General features: G+C 64.0%; 20 protein-coding genes and 1 tRNA gene. 6 read left to right on the forward strand and 15 right to left on the reverse strand.

Features of this window, described 5'->3' with window-relative positions; genetic code table 11:
- Positions 1-344: 344 nt before the first annotated feature.
- The 4 genes from AB0L60_RS19660 to AB0L60_RS19675 all read right to left on the reverse strand — a co-directional run bounded on the left by AB0L60_RS19660 (position 345) and on the right by AB0L60_RS19675 (position 10,601).
- Entirely contained in the window at positions 345-3,740 is a 3,396-nt protein-coding gene (locus tag AB0L60_RS19660; protein WP_364615674.1) for a Swt1 family HEPN domain-containing protein, read from the reverse strand.
- Positions 3,741-3,742: 2 nt separating this feature from the next.
- Positions 3,743-6,520: a DUF1156 domain-containing protein gene (locus AB0L60_RS19665; RefSeq protein WP_364615677.1), complete on the reverse strand. Its 2,778-nt coding sequence runs from the start codon at positions 6,518-6,520 to the stop codon at positions 3,743-3,745.
- 158 nt (positions 6,521-6,678) lie between these two features.
- Positions 6,679-10,179, reverse strand: coding sequence for a helicase-related protein (locus AB0L60_RS19670; RefSeq protein ID WP_364615680.1), 3,501 nt, complete (start codon positions 10,177-10,179; stop codon positions 6,679-6,681).
- A gap of 221 nt (positions 10,180-10,400) precedes the next feature.
- Complete coding sequence (locus AB0L60_RS19675) at positions 10,401-10,601, reverse strand: hypothetical protein (RefSeq protein ID WP_364615683.1); 201 nt, start codon at positions 10,599-10,601, stop codon at positions 10,401-10,403.
- 1,252 nt (positions 10,602-11,853) lie between these two features.
- Between AB0L60_RS19675 and AB0L60_RS19680 the strand changes: the two genes are divergently transcribed.
- A complete protein-coding gene (locus AB0L60_RS19680) occupies positions 11,854-12,501 on the forward strand; it encodes a hypothetical protein (RefSeq protein WP_364615686.1) in 648 nt (215 codons plus the stop codon).
- Between the two features lie 18 nt (positions 12,502-12,519).
- Here the strand turns inward: AB0L60_RS19680 and AB0L60_RS19685 are convergent, their stop codons facing one another.
- Genes AB0L60_RS19685 through AB0L60_RS19700 form a run of 4 tightly spaced genes read right to left on the reverse strand, consistent with a single transcriptional unit; the run spans position 12,520 to position 15,178 of the window.
- A complete protein-coding gene (locus AB0L60_RS19685) occupies positions 12,520-13,059 on the reverse strand; it encodes a hypothetical protein (protein WP_364615690.1) in 540 nt (179 codons plus the stop codon).
- Entirely contained in the window at positions 13,056-14,396 is a 1,341-nt protein-coding gene (locus AB0L60_RS19690; RefSeq protein ID WP_364615693.1) for a hypothetical protein, read from the reverse strand. Before AB0L60_RS19690 ends, AB0L60_RS19685 begins: the two co-directional genes overlap by 4 nt.
- A 21-nt stretch (positions 14,397-14,417) precedes the next feature.
- Positions 14,418-14,720, reverse strand: a complete 303-nt coding sequence (locus tag AB0L60_RS19695) for a DUF6317 family protein (protein ID WP_364615696.1) — start codon at positions 14,718-14,720, stop codon at positions 14,418-14,420.
- Positions 14,717-15,178: an SAV_915 family protein gene (locus tag AB0L60_RS19700; RefSeq protein ID WP_364615699.1), complete on the reverse strand. Its 462-nt coding sequence runs from the start codon at positions 15,176-15,178 to the stop codon at positions 14,717-14,719. Before AB0L60_RS19700 ends, AB0L60_RS19695 begins: the two co-directional genes overlap by 4 nt.
- A 376-nt stretch (positions 15,179-15,554) precedes the next feature.
- Here AB0L60_RS19700 and AB0L60_RS19705 point away from each other — a divergent pair.
- Positions 15,555-15,628 (forward strand) — tRNA-Ser (locus tag AB0L60_RS19705).
- Between the two features lie 151 nt (positions 15,629-15,779).
- On the opposite strand, the gene AB0L60_RS19710 is transcribed toward AB0L60_RS19705, so the two are convergent.
- The 5 genes from AB0L60_RS19710 to AB0L60_RS19730 all read right to left on the reverse strand — a co-directional run bounded on the left by AB0L60_RS19710 (position 15,780) and on the right by AB0L60_RS19730 (position 20,145).
- On the reverse strand, positions 15,780-16,232 hold the full coding sequence (locus tag AB0L60_RS19710; protein ID WP_364615702.1) for a hypothetical protein: 453 nt from the start codon (positions 16,230-16,232) through the stop codon (positions 15,780-15,782).
- Between the two features lie 478 nt (positions 16,233-16,710).
- Positions 16,711-17,124 carry a DUF732 domain-containing protein gene (locus tag AB0L60_RS19715; protein WP_364615705.1) on the reverse strand — a complete coding sequence of 138 codons (414 nt, stop codon included), beginning with the start codon at positions 17,122-17,124 and terminating at the stop codon, positions 16,711-16,713.
- Between the two features lie 913 nt (positions 17,125-18,037).
- Positions 18,038-18,646, reverse strand: coding sequence for a hypothetical protein (locus AB0L60_RS19720; protein WP_364615708.1), 609 nt, complete (start codon positions 18,644-18,646; stop codon positions 18,038-18,040).
- A gap of 207 nt (positions 18,647-18,853) precedes the next feature.
- Positions 18,854-19,075 (reverse strand): hypothetical protein, encoded by a 222-nt coding sequence (locus AB0L60_RS19725; protein ID WP_364615711.1) that lies wholly within the window; start codon positions 19,073-19,075, stop codon positions 18,854-18,856.
- Between the two features lie 296 nt (positions 19,076-19,371).
- A complete protein-coding gene (locus tag AB0L60_RS19730) occupies positions 19,372-20,145 on the reverse strand; it encodes a GTP-binding protein (protein WP_364615714.1) in 774 nt (257 codons plus the stop codon).
- 132 nt (positions 20,146-20,277) lie between these two features.
- Between AB0L60_RS19730 and AB0L60_RS19735 the strand changes: the two genes are divergently transcribed.
- From AB0L60_RS19735 to AB0L60_RS19745, 3 genes are all read left to right on the forward strand, one after another.
- Complete coding sequence (locus AB0L60_RS19735) at positions 20,278-20,724, forward strand: OB-fold domain-containing protein (protein WP_354838229.1); 447 nt, start codon at positions 20,278-20,280, stop codon at positions 20,722-20,724.
- Positions 20,717-21,919, forward strand: coding sequence for a lipid-transfer protein (locus tag AB0L60_RS19740; RefSeq protein WP_364615718.1), 1,203 nt, complete (start codon positions 20,717-20,719; stop codon positions 21,917-21,919). Before AB0L60_RS19735 ends, AB0L60_RS19740 begins: the two co-directional genes overlap by 8 nt.
- A 192-nt stretch (positions 21,920-22,111) precedes the next feature.
- Positions 22,112-22,546, forward strand: a complete 435-nt coding sequence (locus tag AB0L60_RS19745; protein WP_364615721.1) for a nuclear transport factor 2 family protein — start codon at positions 22,112-22,114, stop codon at positions 22,544-22,546.
- Between the two features lie 47 nt (positions 22,547-22,593).
- Here the strand turns inward: AB0L60_RS19745 and AB0L60_RS19750 are convergent, their stop codons facing one another.
- Together AB0L60_RS19750 and AB0L60_RS19755 are read right to left on the reverse strand one after the other, a co-directional pair.
- Positions 22,594-22,731 (reverse strand): hypothetical protein, encoded by a 138-nt coding sequence (locus tag AB0L60_RS19750; RefSeq protein WP_364615724.1) that lies wholly within the window; start codon positions 22,729-22,731, stop codon positions 22,594-22,596.
- 162 nt (positions 22,732-22,893) lie between these two features.
- Positions 22,894-23,850, reverse strand: coding sequence for a hypothetical protein (locus tag AB0L60_RS19755; protein ID WP_364615727.1), 957 nt, complete (start codon positions 23,848-23,850; stop codon positions 22,894-22,896).
- Between the two features lie 322 nt (positions 23,851-24,172).
- On the opposite strand from AB0L60_RS19755, the gene AB0L60_RS19760 reads away from it, so the two are divergent.
- Positions 24,173-25,786, forward strand: a complete 1,614-nt coding sequence (locus tag AB0L60_RS19760) for a DUF222 domain-containing protein (protein ID WP_364615730.1) — start codon at positions 24,173-24,175, stop codon at positions 25,784-25,786.
- Positions 25,787-25,824 lie beyond the last annotated feature (38 nt).

Raw genomic sequence — 25,824 nt, forward strand, 5'->3', positions numbered from 1 at the left:
AGGGCGAGAGGCAATCATCACGCCGACTTGCCGTTCACTAGGGCGCAGGAACCAATCCCCAAGCCTGAACCTGGACCGATGCGGTGATCATTTCGTGCGGCCGAGCCTACTCAGGACCTGTTGTCCGGCAACCGATCCTGCTCAATCTGGCACGCCACGACAGACCATGTCTCCCAACGACACCAACGAGGCCGAGCGGATCGAGGAACAGAACTGAACCGGGCCGTAAGTAGGGGTCTGCCTGGCTCGAAGTAGCGGTGTGCGAGTCGCCATCGACGCTGCCGGTGAACTGGGCATTGCGGCCCTCAGCATCCGTGAATAGCTGCTGAGGGCCGCATTAGCCGCTACTCTTCTTCGAACTCGGACTGCTCGAACTTGAGCGTGTGCGCGTTCTCGGACACGGTGCGCACCTTGGCCTCATCGAAGCCGTTCTTGGCGACGGCGGTGATCTCGAGTCGGACTTCGAGTTCGACGTCTTCGACAGCGGCGAGGTGTTGGATGATCTCGCTGGTGACTTTTCCGAAGTCGCGGGCATAGAAGTCCGGGTTCAGCGTGGCGGTCCCGAAGTAGCGGGTCTTCGACTTGCGTTCGGGCTGTGGGGGTACCGCACGGTTGGGCACCGAAGGACCAGCTGTCGGGCGCCCGCGGTCTGGGGTCGGTGGCACCGGATCCCCGTTTTGGTCCGGCTCGGTCTGCTGGGTTTGGGCGAGATCGCGTTCCCGCTGTTGTGTGGCGCGGCGTGGTTCGACGAGAAGCAGTGCGTCGACTGTCGCGGGCGCGGGTGTGCTATCTGTCGGGAGCCGCAAGCCTGTGTAGTTCTGGCCGTCCCATCCCTCGGCGAGGGCGAAGCCCTGACCCTCCCAATCGATGGGGGTGTCCAGTGTGGAGAGCACACCGTCTTCGAGGACGCCACGGTCACGCAGCCGCGCCAGGTAAGGGTAGGTGGTGTAGTAGTCCCACAGCGCACCAAGGCTGATGTGGCCATCACGTTCGAACAATGTGGATAAGGCCGTGTCCAGGTCGAGACGAATCGCCGCGGATGCACGCTTGAGCACCAGCTCGGACTTGTCCACGAGCCGCTTGGCGGTCCGCTCGGCCAGGGTGCCGGCGCTGCCTTCTGCCTTGATCGCATCCAGGTGCAGTGGGCGGGTCGGGTCCGGCTGGTTGGGCACCAGCGCCCAGTGGTACGTGCCGAGGAGTCGATCACGGGCGGTCGCATCGGCCCGCTTGAGTCGGTCCTCGGCTTGTTTTTTCTGCTGGGCGGTGAGGTCGAGCATGCCGTCAGCGTTGTCACGCACGTACTTCCAGGCGAGGAAGTCGCGAATCGATGCTTGCAGCTCCTCGTAGCGGGCCGAGTCCGCGGCCAGGAATACGAGCATGTTCCGGTGGGTGCGGGCCCCGCTGCCGCGTCGATCGAGGACTCCGCTCGACCATGTGTAGGCCGGCGATTCCGAGCCTTGGCGGCGGTCGTAGACGTGCGAGGGGGGCACGATTACCAGCCGTGCCTCCTGGCTGTCGGGCACGTCGGAGGAGGAGTCGGGGGCGATGTGCACGGCGGCGAATCCGTGTCCGGTGGGGCTGCGGTGGTCTTGCAGCCGCCGGGTGATCTCGGCCCATACCTCCTCCGGGTGCAGCCGCTCGGCGTGGTCGCGGGCGGTGCGGGTGGTGTTGGCCTGCGTGTCGAACCAGAACTGCGTGCCCGAGCCATAGAAGTAGGTTGCTTTGTCGGCGAGCTGGTTCAGCGCCGAGTGGAAGTTGCCAGGAACATCCCCAGGCAGCGCGGTGCCGAGAAACACCCGCGCCTTGTCGACACCCTTGTGGGAGCCGTGCAGCGTGGGAGTGGCGCCCATGAACACTGTGCGCGCCAGGCGTTGGGTAATGAAGCGTCTGCCGAGCAGGTCCGGGCTGGCGTGGTCGACCTGCGCGGGAGCGGAAAGGGGGCCGTCGACATCGGCGTCGATGATCGCTTTCCACTGGTCTTCGAGGTACTGAGTGATCTCGGTCATCACCTCCGGTTCCCGCAGCGGCACCGAACCCGGCATGATTAGCGGCGCAGTGTCACCAGCGCGCCACAAAGTGCCGACGATGGTGTTCATCAGACGCAGCACACCGCGGGTGCGTTGGAACCGATCCAGGGTCGACCAGTCCTGGTAGAGCCGGTCGAACAGTTCGGGGTGTACCGGGTAGGTGGCGCGGATGCGGTCGAGGTAGCCGTTGTCGATGGCCTCGTTGGGAAACTCACCGTGGTGGTCGCGATAGAACTTGACCATCGCCTGCGCGGTCGCGCCGATCTGTGCGAGCGCCTGCCCGTCCGGTGCGGTGAACAACCGGCGTCGAACGATCTCGAACGATTCCTCGGGATTGGCGGCCTTCCACTGGTCGGCCACGCGGCGGACGACATTCTGCAGGCGGCGCAGTGCCTCACGCCCGTTCTCGCCGCCGACCTCTTCCTCGCTGATCTCGCTGTGCCCGTCGTCGTCGCGAGCAGAGGCGGGAATCGAGATCACCACCAGCGCGCCGGGCACTGCTTTCGCGGCCTCGGTCAGGGTCTGGGCGAAGGTGAACTGGGTGTCGAAGCTGCCGCCGGCGAGATCGTCCTTTCCGTAGAGCTGGCGAGCGTAGGCCACCCATTCATCGATCAGGATGACCGCCGGCGCATACGTGGCGAGGAGCTCACGCAAGCTGTCGCCCGGGTTGGTGGAGGTGCGGTCTGCGTCGGCGACGATCTCGTAGGCCTCACGCCCGCCGAGCTGCCAGGCCAGCTCCCCCCACAGTGTGTTGACCTTCGTCCCGTCCGGCTTGGGTTTCAGCCCGGAAGGTTCGAGATGGTTGCCGACGAGCGCGACCCTACCGATTTTGCGATCGAGTCGGATCGGGCCGAGCAGGTCCTGCAGTTCCTGCGGATAGTCCGTGACCGGCCGGCCGGACGCCAGGTGCCACAGGGCGAGCATCGAATGCGTCTTGCCGCCACCGAAGTTGGTTTGCAGGTTGATCACCGGGGAGGCGTTCTTGTTCCCGGAGATACGGGCGACGGCGCGGGTGATCAGGTCCTGCAGGCCGCCGGTGAGGAAAGTGCGGCGGAAGAACTCGACAGGGTCGGTGTATTCGGGGTCACCCTCGCCGCGCGCGACCATGGCCAGGTCGGCGGCGAACTCGGCGGCACGGAAGTTGCCCTTGGCGACATCATCGTGGGGACGCAGCACCTCACGCCACGGCAGCAGCCCCGCAGAGCCGACCTCGGTGGCCCCGGCGGCCTTAACCACTTTGCGGTCCTCCTGCTCGGAGGAGACTCGCCGCAGATCGATGCGTGAGCGCTTGACCTCGTCGGCGGCGTCCGGTGCCCCGATCGCCCGCAGCAGCCGCTCGATGGTGTCCAGGGCGCGGTAGGCGTCATCAGCGGAGAACGGCTCGTGATGAGCCTCCCTGTCACGGACGTCGCGCAGCTCACTCGCCAGGCTCTGCTCCGCCCGCGATAGCAGGCCCCTGAACGGAAACCAGCCGGCAATGGCTTTGCCTGTGATGTTCTCAGTGAGCATCCGCAGCCCGTTCTGCGGGTCTACCGGGTTGTACATTTTGGATTCGCTGGCACCCTTGCCGGCGTCCTTCGCGGCGAGCAGCATCGTCCAATGCTTGCCCTCAGGCAGCTTGTCGCTGGTCGCTGAAGTGATGAACGAGTCCAGAGACTCACCGAGCAGTTCCAGGGCGCGGCGCACTCGGTCGCGGTTACTGATCTTCGCCACGTCTACTGCTCCTCGAATTCGAACGTCGCCTGGGAGGGCTGCGGGGCTGCCGCGGGGGCGGCTGCGGCGATCTCGTTCCAGTTGGTACCAAGCGCGTTGAAGTCGACAGCGATCTTGGTTTGTTTGCGGTCCTCTGCGATGGAGAACAGTAGGAACGCGAGCTCCTTGCACAGGTCCCGCTCGATCGACGCGGGTACCCGACCCAGCAGCGCAGAGGCGGCTGGGATGCCCTGGGCGGACAAGACGCGGGTCAGGTGCATCACGACCTCCCACACGCTGATCGACGGATCGGTGGCTGGGTCGTAGGATTTGTCGAGGTTGTCCGGAGCAAGCAGGGTGACCTTGCCCGCCCGGCTGGTCAGGATCCCGGCGCGATCGAGGTGGTCGATCGACGCGTTGCGGGCACGAGCAATGTTGTCCGCGTCCCCATATGTGCCTGGATCGAACCCGTACTGGCGGAACCAGGCGATCGCGAAGCGGGTGTCCGGGTCGAAGTCACCTTCCTGCTCGGTCAGCACCTCGTCGAGAACCTCATTGATCCGCGCCAGCGCCGCAGGCACCCGCATCTTTGATCCGTCGTCCTCCAATACCGCCGAGTAGCGGGAGAAGACCGCCATACCAGGGCCGATCGCCGCCTGCGGCATGTCCACCGGCGCGATCGCCCCCTGCTGCAACTCCTTGAGTGCCTTCGGCAACTCCGCCTTAAGGGTGGCGATGAACCGTCGGCGGTCCGTGCGGGGCGCGTCTTCCGGGCGGGGACGCAGCGCCAATACGATCGATGACGCGAGCGCGTTGGTGCCGACGCTGATCATCCGACCGCCCCGCTCGCTGCGCAGCGGCCAGGTCGCGGTAACCGACCAGCCGGAACGGATCATGCCTTCGAGGAGGGTCTCCCAACCGGTCGATGCCTCGCCGCCCTCGGTAGTCTCAGACTGCTTGTACGCGTAGTACACCGTGATCGGGAAGTCCGGTAGCGCCGACTCACGGGCCCGCCGGAACACTTCTCGAAATCCCTCCTCGAAGAACTGTTGTGCACCATCCTTGCCGCCGTGTCGGAATGGGTTCGCGACAAGCTCGTCTGCTTTCGGGACAAGCATCGTGCTTAGTAGCTCCGGGTGAACGGTGCGCAATGATCGACGCAGCCACACGTAGAAGAAGTCGGAAAGGTCAGAGTAGCCAATGTTGTCGTAGTACGGCGGATCGGTTGAGATGAGCGCGCTGGAAAAGTCTCGCCGAGACGCATCGGTCTGCTCGACTTTGCTCGCAGTAGGCACTGCGGGCAGGCGGTCGATTGCATCCGCGATCCACGGGGTGTGCGTGCCAAAGTTACCAACTGAGTTCGAGAACAGGTTGATCTCGATGTAGTCCCACACCATCGGTATGGCCTGCCTCGCGAAGGTATCGCGGACTTTCTCAACGTTGGATATCCATGAGCAGAATGAGGAAGACCAATCTGCTGCCTTGCTGATCGCAAATGCAAGGTAAGTGGCCACCGCTTCGGCGTAGGCGGCTGCGTCTGAAGACGGCCCTTCGTGATCTCGGCATACCCCACCGGCTGCGACCGCGTCTGATAGGACTCGGTCACGGGCTACGGTGATTAGATCGCTGAACGTGGTCAGCGCAGTCAGCTGTCGTGGTGAGAAAAGGTCCGAAAAGTCCTTGAAGCCGTAAGCCTGGACACGAAACCCGAGCGCCTCAGCAGGAAGCGCCCCCTCTGCAGGTGCGTCAGGGCGCTCCACCAATGCGGCAGCCTCATGCTCAGCCGTGGGCGCAAGGTAGATGCGCTTGCGGTCACCTTCGGCGATGGTTGCAACCAGTTGTTCGCCCATCCGCTCAGCCTTGCCTTCAGCGCGGATATATTTCAGTTCAACAGCGGCTCCGCAGCCGATGCAGGTAGCCCCACTACGTCCCACCGTGCCGTCCAGGTCGGAGGTCGGTGCAGCCTTGGGGTCGTGGCCGATGGTGAAACTCACCTTGCCGTCTACAACGGTGGGAACGATGTAGGACTCTTTTCCCTTGCCTTTGGCTAGCCACCAAGTTCGGAGGAGTGGCATGGCGATTCCGCAGGCGGGGTTGGGGCAGGTAACGGTGCGCGCCCACAGCCATGCGATCACCGTCGCCTGCGACCCGTTGGGCAAGGTGGCTTTCGGGTAGAGCTTTCCGATCCGTTTTTCCGCTTCATCACGCATCCACTGCCCATATCGGCGAACGTCTTCAGCGAGGCCAGTCGCCCGCGGCCACGACGATTCCAGCTGCTCCTTTGCGACGTCCGGGTGCACCGGTGGGCGGCCCGAAAACCTCGGTGGGATCTCGATCAGTGCCTTGTTGATCAAAACCGCGACCGGGTTGAGGTCCGACGCACGCGCTTCGAGCCCGAGTCGTTGAGCTTCGAGCGGAATGGTGCCGCCACCAGCGAACGGGTCGAGGAGCGGCGGAGGATTACCGTTGGTCGACTGCAGAATCTCGTGACGAGCCTGCGCCAGGATCCTCTCGTCGTTCGAGTTCTCCCAAACCACCAGGTCCTCGATCAATTCGTGGAGGCGGGCCCGTTCGGCGGTAATCGCCTCCTCGCTGGGGAACTTCTCTGGGTGCGAGGATGGGTCGTCAACTAGCTGCGCGAACAGCAGTCCACGTGCCGCTGCAAGGGGACGACGTGCCCACCAAAGATGCATCGTCGCCGGATGTCCCTTCCTTGGCACCGACTTCTCGTGCGCGGCCTCCTCGTTGATCGTCTTCAACGGGATACCGACCTCGATGAGCTTGCGTTTCGGTGTGCTCATGCCCGGCACCTGCACGATTCGGTGGTGGCCGCGCAGCGGGTCAGGCTAGGACGGGTCATTGGTAGTGAGCTCCAAAGGTCAGGTCGGGTGTGATGGGTTGGGACGAACGGTAGCAACGAGACCGGGACACACTGCCATGCGTCGCAGGGTTCGGCAGTTCAGCAAGGATCAGTGCCTTGGGCCCATGTTTTTGCCCAGTGCAGGCGCACGTTGGTGGCGGCGAGGTCGCCAAGGTCGATGTTGCGGAAATGCTCGGCTAGATACCGCAGCTGGTCGTGCTCGGGTCCGTGCGGGCTGACCTCGACGAGTACGAGGCGGTGGGCGGCGGGCACGTTCTTGCCGAGCAATACCTCGTTAAGGGTGATGGTTAGGTCCTCCGCTCCTACGATGCGTCCCTTGACCTCGATGAACACCGTACGTCCGTCCGCGGTGGTGGAGCGGATGTCGTAGCCGGGGTTGTTGTGCGGCATCTCGACTGGATCGCGCCCGAGTGCGCGCTCGGCTTCGAGGACCTTGTCGATGGCGCGGCGCTCGACCCGGGCTGTCTCCTGGGCGTGGCGGGCGGTCTCGCCGGGGACGAGCCCGGCAGGGATGACCAGTGCTGCGCCGATCACTGTTGGCGGGGTCGCCGCCAGCTGTGCCTCTGCGTCGAGGCGGCTAGTGCGGTGCTCGAGTCTCGCTTCGAGGTCGCGGGCTCGGATTTCGAGCCGGTCGGGGCTTTGGCGTTGTTTGCGGGAACGTCCTGGTTTGCCGGTACCGGGGGTGTCGCGCAGCCGGGTTGCCTCCGAGTACAGGTAGTTGATTTGCTGCTTCAGTCGCTGGGTGACGGCGCCGCGGGTCTTGTCGATCAGTGGGAGCAGCTGCTGGCGCACGTGTTGCAGGTGTTCAGGCTGGGAGTGGGTGATCGCCCACGATGTGGCCAGCTGCTCGACGCCGGCGGTCAACCATGCACCCGAGAGGACGGAGTCGGCGAACGGTCGAGCATCGTCGGCCAGCGGCTGCAAATCGAGGTAGGGGGCGGGTCCTGAGACGGCTGCCCCACCCGTCGGGGTGAGGGTGATGAACTCGAAACGCTTTGACACCACTTGACCGGTGCCATCGAGGATCTCGCCGGTCAAGGCGACGATCAGTCGTGGTTCGGTACCCGGGTCGGATGGGTCGAACAGCAGTGTCCCGGCTTCGAGAGCCGCCCGGTGGGCTTCGACGGTGGCGTCGAGGACGGTGTCTAGCAGCGGGTGTCCGGGAGCGAGTAGCTCGGCGCGGCGGATATCGTCGGCGTCGACGTGTTCAGGATCGAAGGTGACCCGTTCGTAGCGGGTGGCGATCGGCAGGGCTGACCCGGGGCGTTGCCGCTGTCGGATCGGGGCAGGCACGTTGGCGATCTCGTAGCGGCCCTTCTCACGGCGGGCCATGCGCCCACCGAGATGTTTGAACGCGTCCCGGAAGAACAGCTCGACGTAGTAGGGCTGCAGGCGGCGGGCGCGGGCCTCGTCCATCTGCCGGCGAAGCAGGTCGAGCTGATGCGGGGTCAGGGACTCTTTTGCCAAGGCGCGCTCGGCGAGAAGATCGTCGAGGCCCTTGGAGACTTCGGCGTCCACGATCCGGTTCAGCTCCTGGAAGCGGGCGGGATCGTCGCCGTAGCGGATGGCCTCAACCAGCAGCTTGCGCAGCGGCTGGTCCTTGAACGCCTCGCCGAGCACGTCGAAGAGCCGACCCCCGTAGGCGCGGCGCTGTGTCTCCATCTTCTGCAGCAGCCGGGTGAACACCTGGCCCTCGCGGGTGTCCTCGGCCACCAGATTCCACAACCGGCAGGTGTGGCGCTGTCCGATACGGTGGATCCGACCGAATCGCTGCTCGATCCGGTTCGGGTTCCACGGCAGGTCGTAATTGATCATCAAGTGGGCCGACTGCAGGTTCAGGCCTTCACCGGCCGCGTCGGTCGCGACGAGCACCCGCACGTCAGGGTTGTGTGTGAAGTCTTCGCGGATGGTTCGCCGCTCGTCACGACGAGTGCCACCGTGGATGGTGACGACCGCATCCTCACGGCCGAACACGTTGCGAATCTGCGCGGTCAGGTAGTTGAGGGTGTCCTTGTGCTCGGTGAAGACGATCAGTTTGCGTGGTGTTCCATCTCGTCCGGACAGCAGCGGTTCGTCGAGAAGCAGCGAGCGCACCTCACTCCACTTGCGGTCCTCGCCGCTGTCACGCACCGTGCGGGCAAGGTTGACCAGCTCGGTGAGCTGGGCGATTTCGATGTCGAGTTCGGCGATGGTCTGTGCTGCGGTCGCCGCGTCGACCACGGACTCTTCGAGCCGCTCGGTCTCTTCTGCGTCGAGCTCGTCGGGGTCGGCGAGCCGATCCCATGACGTCATGGCCGCGAGATCGTTCTCGACGCGCGAGTATCGGGGTTCGAGCATTTCTCGGCGCTTGCTCTCGAGCCTTTGGCTGCGGCGCTGTAGCGACCGCAGGATCGCGTGGGTGCTCGATGCGAGTCGTCGCTGCAGCACAGTGAGGGCGAACCCGACGGTGCGGGCGCGGGGGTTGTCACTGCCCAGCCGCTCGGCGCGGTTCATCTCCTCCCGCACGTAGCGGGTGACCTCCTCGTACAGGTGCTGTTCGGCGTCTGAGAGCTGATAGGGGACGGTTTCGGCGATCCGTTCCGGGAACAAGGGCTTGCCCTCGAAGGTGAGCAGCTCCTCCTTGACCATCCGTCGCATCAGCCCGGACGTGTCGGTCGAATGCGCGCCGGAGCGGTACTCACCCTCGAACCGGTCCGGATCGAGCAGCGCCATGAACGCCTGGAAGTTCGACTCGCTACCTGAGTGCGGGGTCGCTGTCATCAGCAGCAGATGTCGCGTGATTGTGCCGAGCCGCTGGCCGAGCTCGTAGCGGCGCGTCGTATCCAGCTCTCCGGCCCACCAGTTCGCCGACATCCGATGCGCCTCGTCGACGATCACCAGATCCCACTCGCTTTCGTCGAGCAGCGTGAGCAGGTCGTCGTTGCGGGCCAGCTGGTCCATCCGGGCGATCAGCATCGGGTAACGGGCGAACGGATTCCCGTCGACAAGCCCGCTGATCATCTCCCGTGACAACAGCTCGGCAGTGATCCCGAACTTCGTGGCGAGCTCGTCCTGCCACTGCTCGACGAGGCTGCCGGGAGCGATGATCAGAAGCCGCGCCAGATCACCCCGCAGGAGCAACTCCTTGGCATAGAGACCGGCCATGATCGTTTTGCCCGCGCCCGGGTCGTCCGCGAGGAGGAACCGCAATGGGATGCGGGGAAGAAGTTCGCCATAGACGGCGCGGATCTGATGCGGCAGCGGGTCGACCGCGCTCGAGGAAACCGCCACCATCGGGTCGTGCAGCCCAGCCATCCGGATCCGCAATGCCTCAGCCGCCAGGCGGAACTCGACCGGGTCGGCGTCGAACCGCCATCGGGATGTCGGCGACTGGATCGAGAGGCCGGTCTCGTCGGCGCGGTAGAGGAGCCGTTGTCCCAGGACGCCGTCAGCTCCTTGATAGGTGAGAGTGAGCGCGTCCTTGCCGTGCGCCTTCACTGCCAGGATGTTCACCGGCTGCGGCAGAAGCCCCGCTAGGATGAGACCCGGCTGAAGATCCTCCAGGCAGGCATACAATCCCTCTGCTGTTCGCCCGCTCATCGGGCCTGCTTGTTCCACGCTGCCATGTCTGGAGGATACGAGACTCGGCAGACAGTGGGGACCGGACTGAGTTGGGAGCGTGCGGGATTCGTCGGCTATGACGAACTTGTCGCCGACGCGGGCAGGTAGCGGCACGCGTTTTCTACCAAAGATGGCGTCCCGTCGGCCTCATCCGCCGGAACCTGCGAGCCTGACCCGACAAACTCCTCCTGGCCGAAAAGTTAACCGTTCCGATCACCGATCAAACGCAGGATCTCGCGCCAGGCCGCGGGGACGGCAACAGCGTTCTGTCTACTAACCATCTCATCGATGGCCGCATCGCTGGCTTCCCGCACCCAACCCGGATCCAGGCCGTAACGCAGGACATCGTCGAATATCGCCCGTACCCGGGCGATCGCGGCCCGCTCCTCCTCTGAAACCACGGCGTCGCTGTTGCTTGTGGATTGGTGGTATGCAACAGGTTTCCGTCACGGTGCATATCCCGAACTCTGCCTGCGGGATGTTTGCGGAGGGGTGGGGTGGGGGCGCGTGGACCAGGCGGGCAGGCCCTCGCCTGCCCGGCACCCTGCCCGTCTCGGCACCGCAGAGGCTCCCGGCCGAGGAGGAATTTCCCGATTCCGGGCCGCCACGTGACTACGTGCTGTACAGGGAAATTCGTCCTCGGGCGCGGAGGGGCGGTGCCGTTAAAATCGCGCGCCCCTACCCACCCCGGACGCGACGGGCAGTCAGGACAGGACCACATGCCGGGGCCGGCCACGACGCGCAAATACTGGAATCCGTTGTTGATCAAGCTAATCCGTGGTGTCGAAACCCTTGTTTAAGGCGTGTGAAAGCTGACCCTCTGAGGTGCGAAACCTGTGATTTGCTCGTCACCTCGCGGAAAAACGTGTGCGAAACGTAGACAGATCGGTCACCTAGTTTGACCCGGGTTTCGCACCCCCCGACACGCAGACTGACCTGCGGTGATGTGTTCTCCCCTCGCACAGATCACCAAGTACACACATCAATGTGTACTTGGTGATCTGTGCGAGGGGAGCAGGTGAGTAAGAGAGTCTGTGTGTCGGGGGTAATCGGTAAGTAGGTAATGGGTTTCAGGGGGTAGGTGGTGAGTGGTTGCGTTGGGTAATGAGCGTTGCTGTTGGGTAGGTGGTTGTGTGCGGGACGTGGGGTGCGTACGTGGCTGTGGCGTAGGTGGTGAGGTCCGGAGTGCTGGCGCGGTGGTGTCGTTCGGTACGAGGAGTTGCGTCGAGGTGGACGAGTCCGGCAGGAATGGTTGCGTTCGCCGGTCCGGTGCTGGAGCAGGGTCCGGAGGTGCTGTGCGGCTGGTGGATTCCCTGGGCGGACGCCGCATTGTGCGGGACCACTCCTCCAGATTCCAAGGTCCGCGCCCGGCACGACCGAATTCCCGAGCCTGCGGTCGACAATCATCTTGACGGTGGGGGACGGGAATTCGGTCGCGCACGCTTTGGCGCGTTCCCCGGAATCTGGAGCCTCTGTGGCCCCTGGGCAGGCGTTGAGGGCAGGCCGCGGGGCCTGCCCCACGAGAGCGCGGCGCGCGCCCAGGGAATCCACGCTCTCGCGGGCCTCCCATTCCCGTTGACACGTACGTGTCAAAACCGTTGGGCCGCCGGTTGACACGTACGTGTCAAGCCATCCGGAAGGACCCCGGAGATCATGACCGACTCCGATACCATCACTGGCCTACTCGTGACCGCCGTGGAAAATGCTTGGGCCGCAATCCGATCCCACCACCCCGATGTACCTGATGTGGTGCTCACTGTGGGAGCTGGGTCGACCGGCGGCAGCGACTTGACCCTTGGGTACTTCGCGCCGAACCGATGGATACGCGGCGAGTACGAGCTACACGAGCTGTTCGTCGGCGGGGAAGGACTTCAGCGCGGCGCAGTCGACTTGCTGGCCACCCTGCTGCACGAGGCGGCCCACGGTATCGCCGTCGTGCGCGGGATCAAGGACACCAGCCGCCAGGGCCGATGGCACAATGAGCGATACCGCGAACTCGGCAAAGAGCTCGGGCTCGACGTCACGTACCATCCAAAAATCGGATGGTCGATCACCACTGTCCGCGACGCGACGCGCGAGCAATACCGCTACGAGCTGGACGAGCTGGCCTTCGCACTGGTCGCCTACCGCCGACGCGAGCCTGAACGACGAGGCGGACGCAAGTCCAGCAACAACGGTTTGACCGCAGAATGCGATTGTGGCCGAAAAATCCGACTATCACGCACCGTCTACGACGCCGGACCAATCGAATGCGGAATATGCGGAAGTGCTTTTACGGAAAGCGAACGATTGGCGCGGTGATCAAATTGTTTGGTACACCTATTTCTGAAATTGCTTAGGGCGCTGGCTATTTGGCAATTCTGGGTGTTGTGTGAACCATTCCTGCATTTGCCGCACCGCGCGAACCTCGAAGGGGCTTACGTAGCGTCGAAGTGAGTAAACGAAATTCGCCGTGACCCATCCGACTACAAAGACTTGGCCAAGGAGAATGAGACCTCCGGCAAGGCCCGAACCGCCGTATGCGGCGGCACCGGTTACGAGCCCTGCCGATCCAGCTGCGGTGTTCAAAGTTGGATTGATATTGCGTGCCCGAACCTGTTTGAAGCCGATGTAGTGACTCCACGCGATGCCTGCGGTTACAAGCAGCACCAGCGCAATTCGTGGCCAGGAGCTTGCTTTATCGATGATCGTTGCTACAACGGCCCAGATGAAGACGACCGACAGCAGTAGCAAGAGCCCGAGGGCGATCGAGATCAGCGCTCGCTTCGTCCAGTACCCGAAACCTCGCTCGTACCAGGACTGTCCGAACAGAGGGATCGTTGGGATCGGTGGCTGAAAATCGGTTGTGTGATCGGTCATCCGAAGACTCCATGCCAGAGTTTGGACGTGACTTTACTCGTAGCATCCCAGGCGCTAGTGCCTAGGTCTTTGATGTCATGTCCGGTGTTGGAGAACATGCTTCCTGTTCCGTGCGTGATGCCGCTGATAACTCCTCGATCGTGGATATCTTCGGCCCAGTGCTCGTGGAATCCCTCGTAGAAGACATCGCCGACACCGACAACCACCCCGCCCGCCACGACGGCTGTCGCCCACACGGGCGCGCTGACCACGCCGGCGGCCGACAATGCGGCAGCACCGGCGACGACACCGGCACCTGCCGCAAGACCTGCTGCTGCGGCACCGTAGTCGTATGCGCGGGCAGAGGTGGGGTTCTGGCCTTTCTGGATGTCGTCCTGCGCTTGAAGTTCGGCGACCACGCCGGAAGCCGCGACATCGACAACCGGGATCTCCTTCAGGAAGTTGAGTCCTTTCGGCGTGACCTTCTCGAGCGCCGGGATCAGCTTGTCCGCATCCTTGATTTTGATATTGAGGACGTTGGATAAAGGAGCTTCGCCCTTCCCGGCCTCCACTGCAGACAATTTCGATTCCAGCTGCGATAGATCCTTGGTGGCATCGAATGTGGCGGTAAAGCGGGGATCGTCGAATGGGATCTGCTCACCCTTGGTTAGGTACTCGTCGTGTGCTTTGGTGTAGTCTTTGAAAGCCTGGTCGAGATCGGATTCGGCGGCCTTGATTTTGTCGGGAAGTTTATTCGCCCATTCGCTGTTCTTCTCGTTGGGTATGACGTACAGGCCGCGGATGTAGTCCGCTAGGGTGACGCGCTTGTCCCAGCTGAAATCGCTTTCATTGCCAGTAGGTTTGATCAGGTTGATCGCGCCAGTGAATTCCTTGGCGGCTTGTAGTCGATATCCGCGGGCAAGCTTGAGTGCGGCGTTATAGGTGTTGGTGTAGTCGGTTTGGGCCTGGCGAGCGTCCTTGGCGGCTTGGGAATCGGGGTCCCCGGTGATGACGAGAGTGCCCGGTTTGCCGTCATCACCGATCTGTGCGCCCTTCTGCTGGGCTTCATGTGCGGCATTGACAAGGTCAGCCTCGATTTTTTGCAGATTGTCGCCCAGATCCCCGAGAATCTTCCCGCAGTTGCTATTGACTGTGGCCAGTGCGCCGACTTGTATCGATGTCTCTGTCCATGCCTTGCGGAACGAATCCGCTGCGCCCCCGGACCAGCCTACATCGCCGACAATTGTGTCGACTTTGGAGCTCAAAGCCTTTACAACGGGATCGGTGGAATCCGTTGCGGATTTCATTGCCGTGCCCATGGCCTGAAGACCGGCGAGATCGCCACCGATCCAACTCATCCGGTGTTCCTTTCTCGCTAGTTAGTCCAGATCCTTGGTGAGATCGTCGAAGAGCTTGCGATTGTCGATGTCATGACGCTCGTAGGAGTCCCGAGCATACGCGAGCTTTTCCGCATGGATTTGAATAGCTCGAACCATCTGATGATGAAGGAGCTCTAACAATTCGAGCCCACCCTTCATCGCCTCGTTCAGTACGGCATCACCGGAATCCACTGCCGCCGGGAGGAAACTGGGCACCAGTCCTTCGTACGCGGTGGCCTCGTCGCCGAAGGTCTTGGCCATGGATTTCAAGTCATCGAGAATGACTTCGAATCCAGCACTCATGCGCGGATGTCCCCTCTGAGCTCGGGTTCCTCTATCTCGTCCTGGTGGAAGTCCAGCTGCTTGAGCCGATCGCTGGTCCACCAGATGCGACATGTCTTCGGCAGAGGATCGAGCACGATCGAGATGGCCGGCGTACCAAGCAATTCGGGTAGTGCCACCGCGGGAATCATCACCCAGGGCTGATGTCGTCCCAACCGTTCGATCAGCCGCTCGACTGTCGAGAAGATGATCGCGACAGGATCTCCGGAGACTTCCGCGCTGAGTTCGATCGAGATGCCGCCGTCGTCCAACCGTGGATGTACCGGGACTACGACAACTGCGGGAAGTCCGACTCCGATCCTGGTCGGTGGTTCTACCTCGGCGGGCTTGACCGGGCGTGGTGCAGGTGCCGGTTCGTCATCCCAGTCATCGTCAAAGTTGCCGAAGTTCGAGTAGTGAATCGCCATCGCGTCGAACAACCCCCTGAAACCCTGATGCGAACTCGCGATAACGTATCAGCTGACCAGGTTGCGGACAATCTCACGAGACATGGCGAGTTGTCGAACCCGCAGGTCAGGCAGTTGATCGCCAGAACAACGGGGCAGTTTGCCGAATGGATTGCGGTCGCAAGATTCAGGTCTCGCAGAGTGCCTGTGACCACCGAACCGGCCTACTGAGGTCTCTGCGATGGCATCTTCTCGCCTGCTGGCGTGTAGCAGCAGGCGAATCGAATGTAGCGAAACATGTTGCAGACAGGTGTCTAGACATGGATTCTCAAGTCCAGTCCTGTCCGATCCCCTCATACTGCGAACTGCCTGACCTGCGCCTGGAGACGACAGACGATCAGCACGTCAAGGGCATGGATGAGCTGGACTCGTCAAACTGGTTTTACACACCAGCGGTCGGGGGTTCGATCCCCTCTGCGCCCACTTTATTCGTACAGGTCAATCGGCCATGCCGCGGACCTTGTCCAGCCGACGCCGGTCGTGCGTGGTGTGGGTGAGGGCGGCTTGTTGATGTTGATGTGCAGTGGGTCCGCGAGAAGCTCGAAACCTTCATCACCACCGCCAAACCCGTGAATCAGTCCAGCGCGGGAGCTGGCCGCGTGTTCATGACCGCCGAGACGTCGCCGCAGTGCGGGCGGCCCGGAGCGATTCGTACAGACAACTCCGGGCCTCCTCCATCGGATGCGATGGGGGAGGCATCAGGGCCCGGTGGGTGCTGGAGCGGGCGACGGCTGCTGTTGTCGACCGTGGCGCTCGAGTAGTCGATACCCCTCACGTCGTTCCAATCGATGATTCCGCCGGTCCCGGGCCGCTCATCCGGGCATGAGGCACTGACATGTTGGGTGGAGTGGCTGTTGACGAAGACCGAGATCTCGTGTGGGCCAACGGTGTCCGTGCACCGCACCCGGGCCTGCACGCGGTAGATGTCGTCGGTGTCGTTGCGGCAACTGCGATCGTTGCACGACACCCCTTCGGCCAGGTCTGTGGCATTTGCCGCCGGGGCGAGCGCGCCCAGCCGCGGCGCCATGTGGCCAGACGATGAATTTCATCGGCGGAGGGCGCCGGGAAACACGCTGTCGGTAAAGGGGACCGGCGACGAGGCCCAGGACTCTGGAAGCCATCCCAGCCGCAAAGTAGCTTTCAGGTCGGTGAGGCGGCGGGTTTGGCAGCACAGGGCCGCCCACCGACGGAGTTCTTGTTCAGATGGCTGCTCAGCGTGATTTTTCGCAGATTTGTCCCTCAACCCCTTGACCGCCGGCGCCGCCCGAGCCCGATACGGCCATCTGCGGCTCACCGTGGAGTGGCCGACCCCGGTTACCGGTGGGAAGGGGAATTCTCGCCGGTAACTCTACGAAAAGGTTTGCGTCTCAGCGTCGCGCGAAAACAGGTAGTCGTCGACGGCACTTCCGCACGGCATTCAGTTGCCGGTGGTCGTCCCTGTCGGGGTAGGGGCGTGACGGCCAGAGGAGTGAAATCCGGCGCTACAGTAATCGCCGGGAAAGGCGCTAATTCCCCAGATAGGAGAACTCCGGGCAGAATGCGCCGATGGATGCGCCGATGATGAGGGCGGACTGGTCGAGCGTGTAATCCGTGCCCTTTATGATTCGATCGGAAATGTGATCCAGCGATCGCCGGTCGGCGGTCACGCCCAGGACCGTGTTCGTTTGCAGTGCGGCGCATACCGTTCGGCCCATGGACACCGTTTTGGTCCTGTCCTGGAACTGGATTCCGTCCTTTTGTAGGGTGGATATATAGAGATTCTCCGATTCAGGGCCGTCCGGAAGAAGATCGACAATGGTGGGGATGACCGGCTTGATGGGTTTATGGGATGCCGTTACCGGCAGATTCTGCGCATCATCGGATCTGTCGCAACCCGAAATCAGGATCAGGAAGGCAATCCCCACCGCAATCTTGTGCATGGCCCGGACCATACATACGGGCACATCACGATCACGTCATGCGCGGATAACCGCTACAGTAAGCGCGACTTTATCGCTGCTGGCCCTCCACCCGGGAGTTGGATCGGGTGACCGAAGTCGCCATCCGTTCCATCGGCGGTCCCCTCGATGTTCGAGGAGCTTCCCTCGACCGAGCGGCTTGTGCAGGGTGTGTCGGACAAGCAACTGCATACCTGCCGGCTCCATCACTCGTGGGGTCGAAGCGCCTGCCGGCGCCCATCTTTCGGACACCGCCTTCCGGACATGCGTGCATGACCCGCCAATTCGCACGCGAACGGTGGTCCAGGCTCGCCCGTTGATGGTCGGGAGCCTGGACACCATGGACGAACCGCCGCCGATACTGATCGTCCATCCGTGGGCGAGGGTCTCCTGGGATCAGCACCGCCCGGGTGGCTGCCCACTCTGCTCGGCCGGGGCTCGGCTCCCACGGTCAAAGCCCCGACTTTTGGGGGCAGTTAGTTTCGCTAATGGAGTCCGGGGAATCATCCGACGAACAGACCATGAGTCCGAAAACCCAGAAGGTTCAACAGCTCTCGATGCGGGATAGGTTTGCGCCCGGGCGATATCTCGCGGCCATCGCATGTGGAGCCGTCATGCTGGTCGCGGGCTGCGGCACCACTGTGGACAGCTCGCCGAGTCCAGGTGCGCCTGCCTCGGCGACCGGTGTCGTCACCACGACGGCTGGTGCCGGCGGGGTATCAGCCCCGCCGCAACTCGCTTGTCACTTCCTTGACCGCATCACCGGACATTCGTGTCCCTGCGGAGCGCGTCGTGGGGCGATGGGCGCTGAAATCAATTCAATTTGCGGATAGCGAATTTCGTTCCATTTAAGCCACCGGATGCATCTGGCGATTCCGATATCGCGAATGAGCGACTACCGGTACCAGACGCCGGAATCCTGATCGCCGTAGTCCCAGACGTTGAAATCGTAGCGATCGTGCGCACCCGCGAACGCGTAGCCCACCCAACCAGCTGATGTGTCACAGATCTGGTCGTCGTGGTTGCAGACGGTGAGCACCGGGGTGTTGCCGAACCAATCGTCGACGCCGGCCAGTGGATAACCGACGATCCAATTCCAAGGAGTCGACGACAGTCCACCCGAACCGGGTCCCGGAGCGCGCTTGGGATCCGACAACAAGATGGCGTTCGCATTGCCGACATTCTGGTGGGCGGTGACCCAGGCATGGAGTATGCCCGCACCCTCGCTGTGCCCGATCAACCGGATATGGTCGCGTGGACATTCGTTGCGGTGTGACCAGAAGAGCCGGTCGATTTCGTTCAACGCCGACATCGGATCGGCGAAATCGTAGCCGACGGACTGATCGACGTACGGAGCGAACACCGACGGATCACCTGAGCCGCCGATTCCTATGGCCCAGTTGCCGGTGCAGCCGGCGGCCCGGGTCGTCGGGCTGATCGCGTACGTGATGGAAAAGAGGATGGCCAACAGTAATGCGGCGAAGAGCGCCGTTGCTCTACGCATGATCGTACTTTCTTCTTTGTTCTTACCTCCGGGTTCGGCCCGGCCCGAGCAGGATATAACCAGAAACTACTGGCGTTTTCGTCTGCCGGCGAAACAATTAGCTGGACCAGGTTCACCTGGGCCGTAGTAAAACATCGGAGGCCATGCTTCTTTCACCTCGATGCGAGTAGTTTCCGGGCGCCGCGTGACCAGTACGGCGCGTCGCTTTCAGCCTACGCGATATTGAGAATTCGGCACGCGGTGATTGGCCGCCGAGGTGCTGAAAGGGCTTGATGGAGAGGTGGCCTGTTCGAGTCGGGTAAGAATGTTGCCGTCCTGGGTGTAACCGATTGGGATCTGTAAAGCACTTGTGCCCAGTTGTCGGCTGGATGCGCTGTACAGCCCCGCGAACAGTCCGCCTGCGATGACGCATGAATCGGGATCAACCACGCGTGCGCTCCCGGAAATCCCGAGCCCGTGTGGGGGCCTCGAGTTTGCGCTCGATGGCTATGTGGGCGAGCCCGATCTCGACGGCGGGATCGGAGCCGAGATCTGTTGGGATGCCTCTTGAAAACGCATGTCGGCCAATGTTTTTCGTGTGGCAATCTTCGGTCGGGCAGAGGGTGGGCGACGAACCGTGCCGCCGTCATGTGCGGCGGCGTCGGCCTGCCACCGGACCCTGCGTGAACTCACCCGACCGTGCCCGGCCCGGATGAGCGTCGGCTGACCCGACAGGCCCGCCCCGGTCAGTAGTCGAGGGCGTGTTCCGGCTGGCAGACGGTCAGTGGAGAAGGGAGGTAGCGGGTTATGGCGTCGAGGAGATGGGCGGGGTCATTGGTGGGGGTGGGGCTGCACAGGATGGGTGCGATGTCGCCTATGCGGGTGAGGTGGCGGATGCGGTGATGCAGGTATTCGAGCGGGAACTCGTGCGGGCCGAGGGTGGCGTTCGGTTCGATCACGGTGGCCACGAGGGTGCGGTATTGCTGTTCGGCGAGTTGCCATTGGGGGCCGTAGATGTCGGCGGCCAGCGGTGCCAGGGCCCAGAGCGAGATCAGGTCGATGACGCCTTCGGAGTGGGTGCCGGTGCCGATGGGGAGTTGCAGGGGCAGCGGGACCGCGCCGCGGGTGTCGGCGATGGTGCGGACGCAGCGATCGAAGTCGGCGTCGGGGTGGTCCAGGCCGGTGATGAGGCAGAGGCGGGCGACCTGGTGGTCGTCCGCTATTCGGAGCATGGTTTCGAGGCGCGGGGCGAGGTTTGCGGCGGCGTCGACCACGGCGATCACGCCGTCGGCTACTCGGATGGAGCGCTGCAGGGCTGCGATGGGGGCTTGGGTGGACAGTTCAGCGAGGCGGATCGTGTGCTCGATGCCGTCTGTTGCCCAGTGGAGCGTGGTCGCGGGGCTGGAGGTGGGGTTGCCGGAACCGCGGCGCAGGTGGTGGGCCAGTCGGGCCGTGTCGGCGGGGTCGCCGAGGAGGGTGACGTTGCGGATCGACTGTGGGTCAATGGCTTTGGTGCCCATCGCGTTGTGGTACTCCAGATCGACTCGAGGGTGTCGGGGCATCCTCCATCTGGAGTCACCGTACCTCCGGGCGCGGATTCGCGGAGTGGAATTCGGCCCCAAAGTAGAACGTGTTCCTATACCGTCGGGGTTGTGCAGAAAGAACAACGCCCCGCTGTGGCTGACTGGTTCACTGCGGACGACGGTGTGGTGCGGCTCAAGGGGAGCCGGTGCAAGGATTGCGGCACACCGTACTTCCCGCGGAACACGCTGGCCTGTCGCAACCCGCGCTGTGCCGGTGCGAAGGACGGCTCCGAGCTGGCCGAATACCTGTTTTCCACGCGTGGCCGGATCTGGTCGTACGCGGACGCCCGGTACAAGCCGCCCGCGCCCTATGTCTCGGCGGATCCGTTCGAGCCGTACGTCGTTGCGGCGGTGGAGCTCGAGGTCGAGCAGATGGTGATTCTCGGACAGGTCGTGCGCGGGTTCACCGTGGACGATCTGGCCGTGGGCATGCCGGTGGAATTGGCCGTGGGCACGCTGTACGAGGACGACGAGGCAGAGCACACGGTGTGGATGTGGAGGCCGGTCAATGACTGACACGAACGATCGGGACATCGCCGTCCTCGGCGCGGGCATGCACCCGTGGGGCAAGTGGGGGCGGAACTTCGTCGAGTACGGGCTGGTCGCGGCGCGTGCGGCGCTGGCCGATGCCGGGGTGGACCACCTCGATGTCGGGTACATCGCCGGCGCGGACACCATCCGCAACGGGTACCCCGGCTTCGTCGCGGGCGCGACTTTCGCTCAGGCACTGGGCTGGTCGGGTGCGCGGATCTCGAGCAGTTACGCCGCCTGCGCCTCGGGTGCGCAGGCCATTGCCAATGCGCGTGCGCAGATCCTGGCCGGATTGACCGATGTGGCGCTGGTGATCGGCGCCGACACCACCCCGAAGGGCTTCTTCCAGCCGGTCGGCGGTGAACGCCGCGATGATCCCGACTGGCTGCGCTTCCACCTGCTCGGCGCGACCAACCCGATCTACTTCGCGCTCTACGCCCGCCGCCGGATGGCGCTGCACGGTGCCACGCTCGAGGATTTCGCCGCGGTCAAGGTGAAGAACGCCCGCCACGGCCTGAACAACCCGTATGCCCGGTATCGCAAGGAGGTGGCGGCCGAGGAGGTCGCGGCCTCGGCGATCGTGTCGGATCCCTTGCGGCTGCTCGACATCTGCGCGACCAGTGACGGCGGCGCCGCGCTGGTGCTGACGTCGATGGACTACGCGCGCCGGCACGGCATCGCCGACCCGGTCCGCATTCGGGCGCTGTCGACGGTCACACCGACGTTCCCGAAGACCGTCATCGATCTGCCGGATTTCGCCACCGATTCCGCGGTGGCGGTCGAGGCCCCGCCGCACGCGTTCCGCTCCGCCATCGCGCAGGCCGCGTACGAGGAGGCCGGGCTCGGGCCCGACGAACTGTCCTTCGCGGAGGTCTACGACCTGTCCACCGCGCTGGAACTGGACTGGTACGAGGACATCGGGCTCTGCGAAACCGGCGGCGCCGAGGCGCTGTTGCGCAGTGGCGCAACCACGTTGGGCGGGCGGGTCCCGGTGAACCCCAGTGGTGGCCTGGCCTGTTTCGGTGAGGCCATCCCCGCACAGGCCATCGCTCAGATCTGCGAGCTCACCTGGCAGTTGCGGGGCCAGGCCGACGGGCGGCAGGTGGAGAACGCGCGCGCGGGTATCGCGGTGAACCAGGGTCTGTTCGGTCACGGCTCGGCGATCATCGCCACTCGCTGACCTCGAAGGCATCCGGGTCGACTCGTCGCACTGACGCTGAACCGGCAGGTACCGCACGGTATCTGCCGGTTTTTCATTCGAGGGCCGCCGCTCGGGTCGTGATGTGGGTGTCCGTCGCTGTCAACCCCTGACAGTGTTCTGTCAGCGACCGGACGCAGACTGCGGATTCCCCTCTCCGAAAGGAATCACGCGGTGACACAGCAGGACCCGAAGATCCAGGCGATCAGCGACTTCTTCGAGGCGTATGCACGCTACGACTTGGACGGCATGAGGGCGGTACTCGCCGACGACATCGCCTGGACGGTGCCCGGGCACCACGCGCTCTCGGGAACCAAGCACGGACTCGACGAGGTCCTGGCCTTCTTCGCCCAGCTGGCCAAGGCGGGCATGAAGGCCGAGACGTTCTTCCTCGAAGCCAACGCCGAATACGTCGTCGATATCCATCGCGGCTACTCGACCGAAGGCGAGGGCCGGGTCGACACCCTGTGGGCGCTGGTGTGGCATTTCGACTCCGACGGCAAGGTGGACCGCGTCGACAACCTGACCCTCGACCAGCACCAGATGGACACCTACATCTGGCAGAACTTCTCCCTCGCACCCCTGCCCACCCGCCTCGCGACCGCCTGAGGTGCGGCGTTCTACCCGAGGACCATCGGATGTGAGCGAGCGGTGGATCAGTCGTCCCAAAGCTCCTGCCACCGCATCGGGAGCAGCTCCGCGAGTGTGACGAGCGCGCCGTCGAGAACCACGACGGCGCGCAGGTTCTCACGGTGCAGCTGGAACAGCATCTCCCACCGGTGGTCGTTGCTCACGGTTGCGAGCGCGGTGATCTGGGAAGTGCCACGCCGCAGTTTCCGGTGAGGCACCTGCTCGTGTACACCCGGCCATCGCCCGCCAGCAGGGCAGCGTCGCGCGTATCCCGCAGTGACCTGCGGGTGGGGGCTGTGCCACGGACAAAGCCACGGCCTGGGGCGTCAGTTGACGGTGCCCATCCCGGGGCAGTAGATCTCGGCGGCTTCGACGAAGGCGGAGCCGGTCAGTTCGGCCAGGGCCAAGGCTTCGTCGAACTTGCGGAGGGCCTTGCGGACGTAGGGGCGATCGTCCCATTGGTCGCCCACCGCGGCGAGTGCTTCGACATTCTGGGACAGCCAGTTTCGCAAGGGCTGGATGTTCGAGGGCGCGGCGTAGCCGCCGATCGCGTAGTTGGAGGGAATGGTCCAGTTGGATTCCCAATCCAGCGACGGGAATTCGGCCGGGAAGGAACCGAACAACGGGGTGTTGTCGGCCAGTGGCGGATAGCCGTTGGTTGTGGCTTGTTCGGCCAGTTCGGTGGGCCATACCCGGCCGCGCTCGATCCAGCCGGGAAGTAGCGCGGCGAGGAATTCGATCAAGACGAATTGGATATTGCCGGTCAATGCGTTCGCGGCGGAGATCTCGTCGCCATCGCCATTGCGGATGGTCGGGCGGCCGGCGCGGACTGCGGACGTCGCTACCCGCAGCAGGTCGAGCTTCCAGCGGAAGCCCTTGGCCAGCTGATGGCCGGCGGGCAGGGTGCCTGCCATGTCGGGCTCGACGTGTTTCGACAGGGCCGGATCGAGCAGGTCGATCTGACTGCGGGCCAGGTCGTCGACCTCGTCGAGAGCGGAATTGCAATAGCGCACAACGGTTTCGGCGACGGACGCCGGATCATCGGCGGTAACGAAGAACGGCCGGCCCCAGAGGTAGAGGCCGCTGTCGAAATCGCCGCTGCCGGATGCCTTCAGAACGCCGAGTCCCCACGCGTTCGCACGAAACCGAACCTTCGCCTGTCGCACTGCGTCGGCGATCAGATCGTCCAGATCAGCGTCGCTGCCCCGGCCGGCCAGAAACGGTATGACCCGTTCCTCGACCAGCCGCATGTCCACAGGATGAAAGCTGATGTCATAACCCATATTTGGCCCCCATGAGCGATTGTGTACCGACCACCGTAGCGGCCGGTTCGGACAGGTTTGCGGTTCAGACCTCCCGCTCGGCTGCAAGCGCATGAAATACGGCAGTATGGCGCCTTGCCGACGGCTGGCTGCGTCTCGAGATGGGCTGAGGCCTGGAACTGTCCGGGCTGCCCGTGTGGGTGCGTTGGACCGCGCGGGTCGCGCATGTCGGGACGGTCGATCAGTGCGCAGTGGACCAAATCTTCTGTTAGCCAATGATTTACCGCGCGTGTTGGGTAGATCTTGCTGTCGTGTCGTTTGATTCGAAACTATGATCGAATGCATGGTCGAGTCCGCTGATGACATGCTTGCTGCCGCCGAGGTGGTGGAGCGGCTTCAGGTCGTGCACTCGATGATTGCCATGGCCCAAGCCGAGGAGATCGGCTTGATGACACGGCTGTATCGGTTGCGTCGCGCGCAGCAGCTCGCGCTCGGGGTCGGAGCCCGGTATGCGGGGGAGGATGCGGCCACCGAGATCGGGATCGCGCTGCGGGTGTCACAGCGCTCGGCGGACGGGTTGATCGGGGTGGGGCTGGGGTTGGCGCACCGGTATCCGGTGACCCGGGCCGGTTTCGAAGCCGGGCGCCTGGACCTGGCGCGGGTGCGTGCGATCAGCGACGTTCTCACCAACACCTCCGACGACCTGGTCGCGGCGCTGGAGCCACGTATCGCCGCATACGCGGAAACCGCTGAGCCGCAGCGGGTGCGGCGCACGCTGCGGCGGTGGTTGCTCGAGGCCGACCCGGCCGGGCAGGCCGCCCGCCGTAAGGCCGCCGAAGCCGACCGGTATGTGAAGGTCACCGCCGCCGACGACGGCACCGCACAGGTGGAGGCGGTGCTGCCCGCCGCCGGCGGGCAAGCCCTCTATGAGCGGTTGCGGGAGATGGCGGTCACCCAGTGCTGCGGCCGTGATCCGCGGACCAGCAGCCAGCGTCGTGCCGATGCGTTGGTGGCCTTGGCCGACGGCAGCGGCCAACTCACCTGCCGCTGCGGGCAGCCCGACTGCCCGCGCGGCTCGGCCGGTGACCCACCGCGCTTGGCGCGTAAAGCGTTGGTGCAGGTGGGTGTGTCGGCTGAAACCCTGGCCGGGTTGCGTGACAATCCGGCGTTGTTGGCCGGGTTCGGGGCCATCGACGCGGACCTGGCACGCCAGATCGCTCGCCACGCCCGCTTCACCATCATCACCGACACCGACACCGACACCGACACCGACACCGACACCGACACCCTCCCCGCCGCCACCGGCACAGGCTCCGGTGCCGACGCCCGCGCCGATGGAGGCACCAGCGCTCCCGTCGACCCGGCCGCAACCGCCGAAAAGCCCAGCGTCGACAGCGAACTGCGGTACCGCCCCGGTGCACGGGTCGCCGCACGGGTGCGGGCGCTGGATGGGGGCTGCCGTGCGCCCGGCTGCGCGGTGCCCGCCGTCGCCACCGATCTCGACCACCAAGACCGATTCGACCACGCGAACCCCGAAAACGGCGGCCGCACAGTCGAAGCCAATCTGGGTTGCCGGTGCCGCCGACATCACCGGCTCAAGACCCTGGCCGACAACGGAGTCAATGGCTGGCAGGTCCTCCACCACCCCGACCGAACCGTCGAATGGCGCACGCCCACAGGCGGATCCGTCACCACCACCCCCGAGGGCGCGAAGTTCCTGTTCCCGCGACTGCGTGTGCCACCGCTCAGCGCCACCGGCTTCCCCGACGTCGAACCCGTGCAGCCGTTGATCGATCCGGGCCCGGTGACCAACGCCATGACCGAACTGGTGCACGTCTACTGCACGCCTGCCCAGCGACGGACAGCACGAACACGCATCCGCGCCCACCGCACATCCAAGCCCATCGCCTCACTCACCCGCACGGCTACCCAGCGTGATGAGGATCCGCCCTTCTGACCCGTGGCCGTCCGAGATGATCTATGTTGTTTGAATTT

Source organism: Nocardia sp. NPDC051981 (genome assembly GCF_040680715.1).
Classification (GTDB): Bacteria; Actinomycetota; Actinomycetes; order Mycobacteriales; family Mycobacteriaceae; genus Nocardia.

Bases quoted from the DNA above. Each gene is read 5' to 3' on its own strand.
- AB0L60_RS19695 (WP_364615696.1), bottom strand. From the start codon at position 14,720: ATGAGTGCTGGATTCGAAGTCATTCTCGATGACTTGAAATCCATGGCC.
- AB0L60_RS19715 (WP_364615705.1), bottom strand. From the start codon at position 17,124: ATGCACAAGATTGCGGTGGGGATTGCCTTCCTGATCCTGATTTCGGGT.
- AB0L60_RS19685 (WP_364615690.1), bottom strand. From the start codon at position 13,059: ATGACCGATCACACAACCGATTTTCAGCCACCGATCCCAACGATCCCT.
- AB0L60_RS19740 (WP_364615718.1), top strand. From the start codon at position 20,717: ATGACTGACACGAACGATCGGGACATCGCCGTCCTCGGCGCGGGCATG.
- AB0L60_RS19670 (WP_364615680.1), bottom strand. From the start codon at position 10,179: ATGAGCGGGCGAACAGCAGAGGGATTGTATGCCTGCCTGGAGGATCTT.
- AB0L60_RS19710 (WP_364615702.1), bottom strand. From the start codon at position 16,232: ATGGCGCCGCGGCTGGGCGCGCTCGCCCCGGCGGCAAATGCCACAGAC.
- AB0L60_RS19665 (WP_364615677.1), bottom strand. From the start codon at position 6,520: ATGAGCACACCGAAACGCAAGCTCATCGAGGTCGGTATCCCGTTGAAG.
- AB0L60_RS19755 (WP_364615727.1), bottom strand. From the start codon at position 23,850: ATGGGTTATGACATCAGCTTTCATCCTGTGGACATGCGGCTGGTCGAG.
- AB0L60_RS19730 (WP_364615714.1), bottom strand. From the start codon at position 20,145: ATGGGCACCAAAGCCATTGACCCACAGTCGATCCGCAACGTCACCCTC.
- AB0L60_RS19760 (WP_364615730.1), top strand. From the start codon at position 24,173: ATGGTCGAGTCCGCTGATGACATGCTTGCTGCCGCCGAGGTGGTGGAG.
- AB0L60_RS19720 (WP_364615708.1), bottom strand. From the start codon at position 18,646: ATGCGTAGAGCAACGGCGCTCTTCGCCGCATTACTGTTGGCCATCCTC.
- AB0L60_RS19680 (WP_364615686.1), top strand. From the start codon at position 11,854: ATGACCGACTCCGATACCATCACTGGCCTACTCGTGACCGCCGTGGAA.
- AB0L60_RS19690 (WP_364615693.1), bottom strand. From the start codon at position 14,396: ATGAGTTGGATCGGTGGCGATCTCGCCGGTCTTCAGGCCATGGGCACG.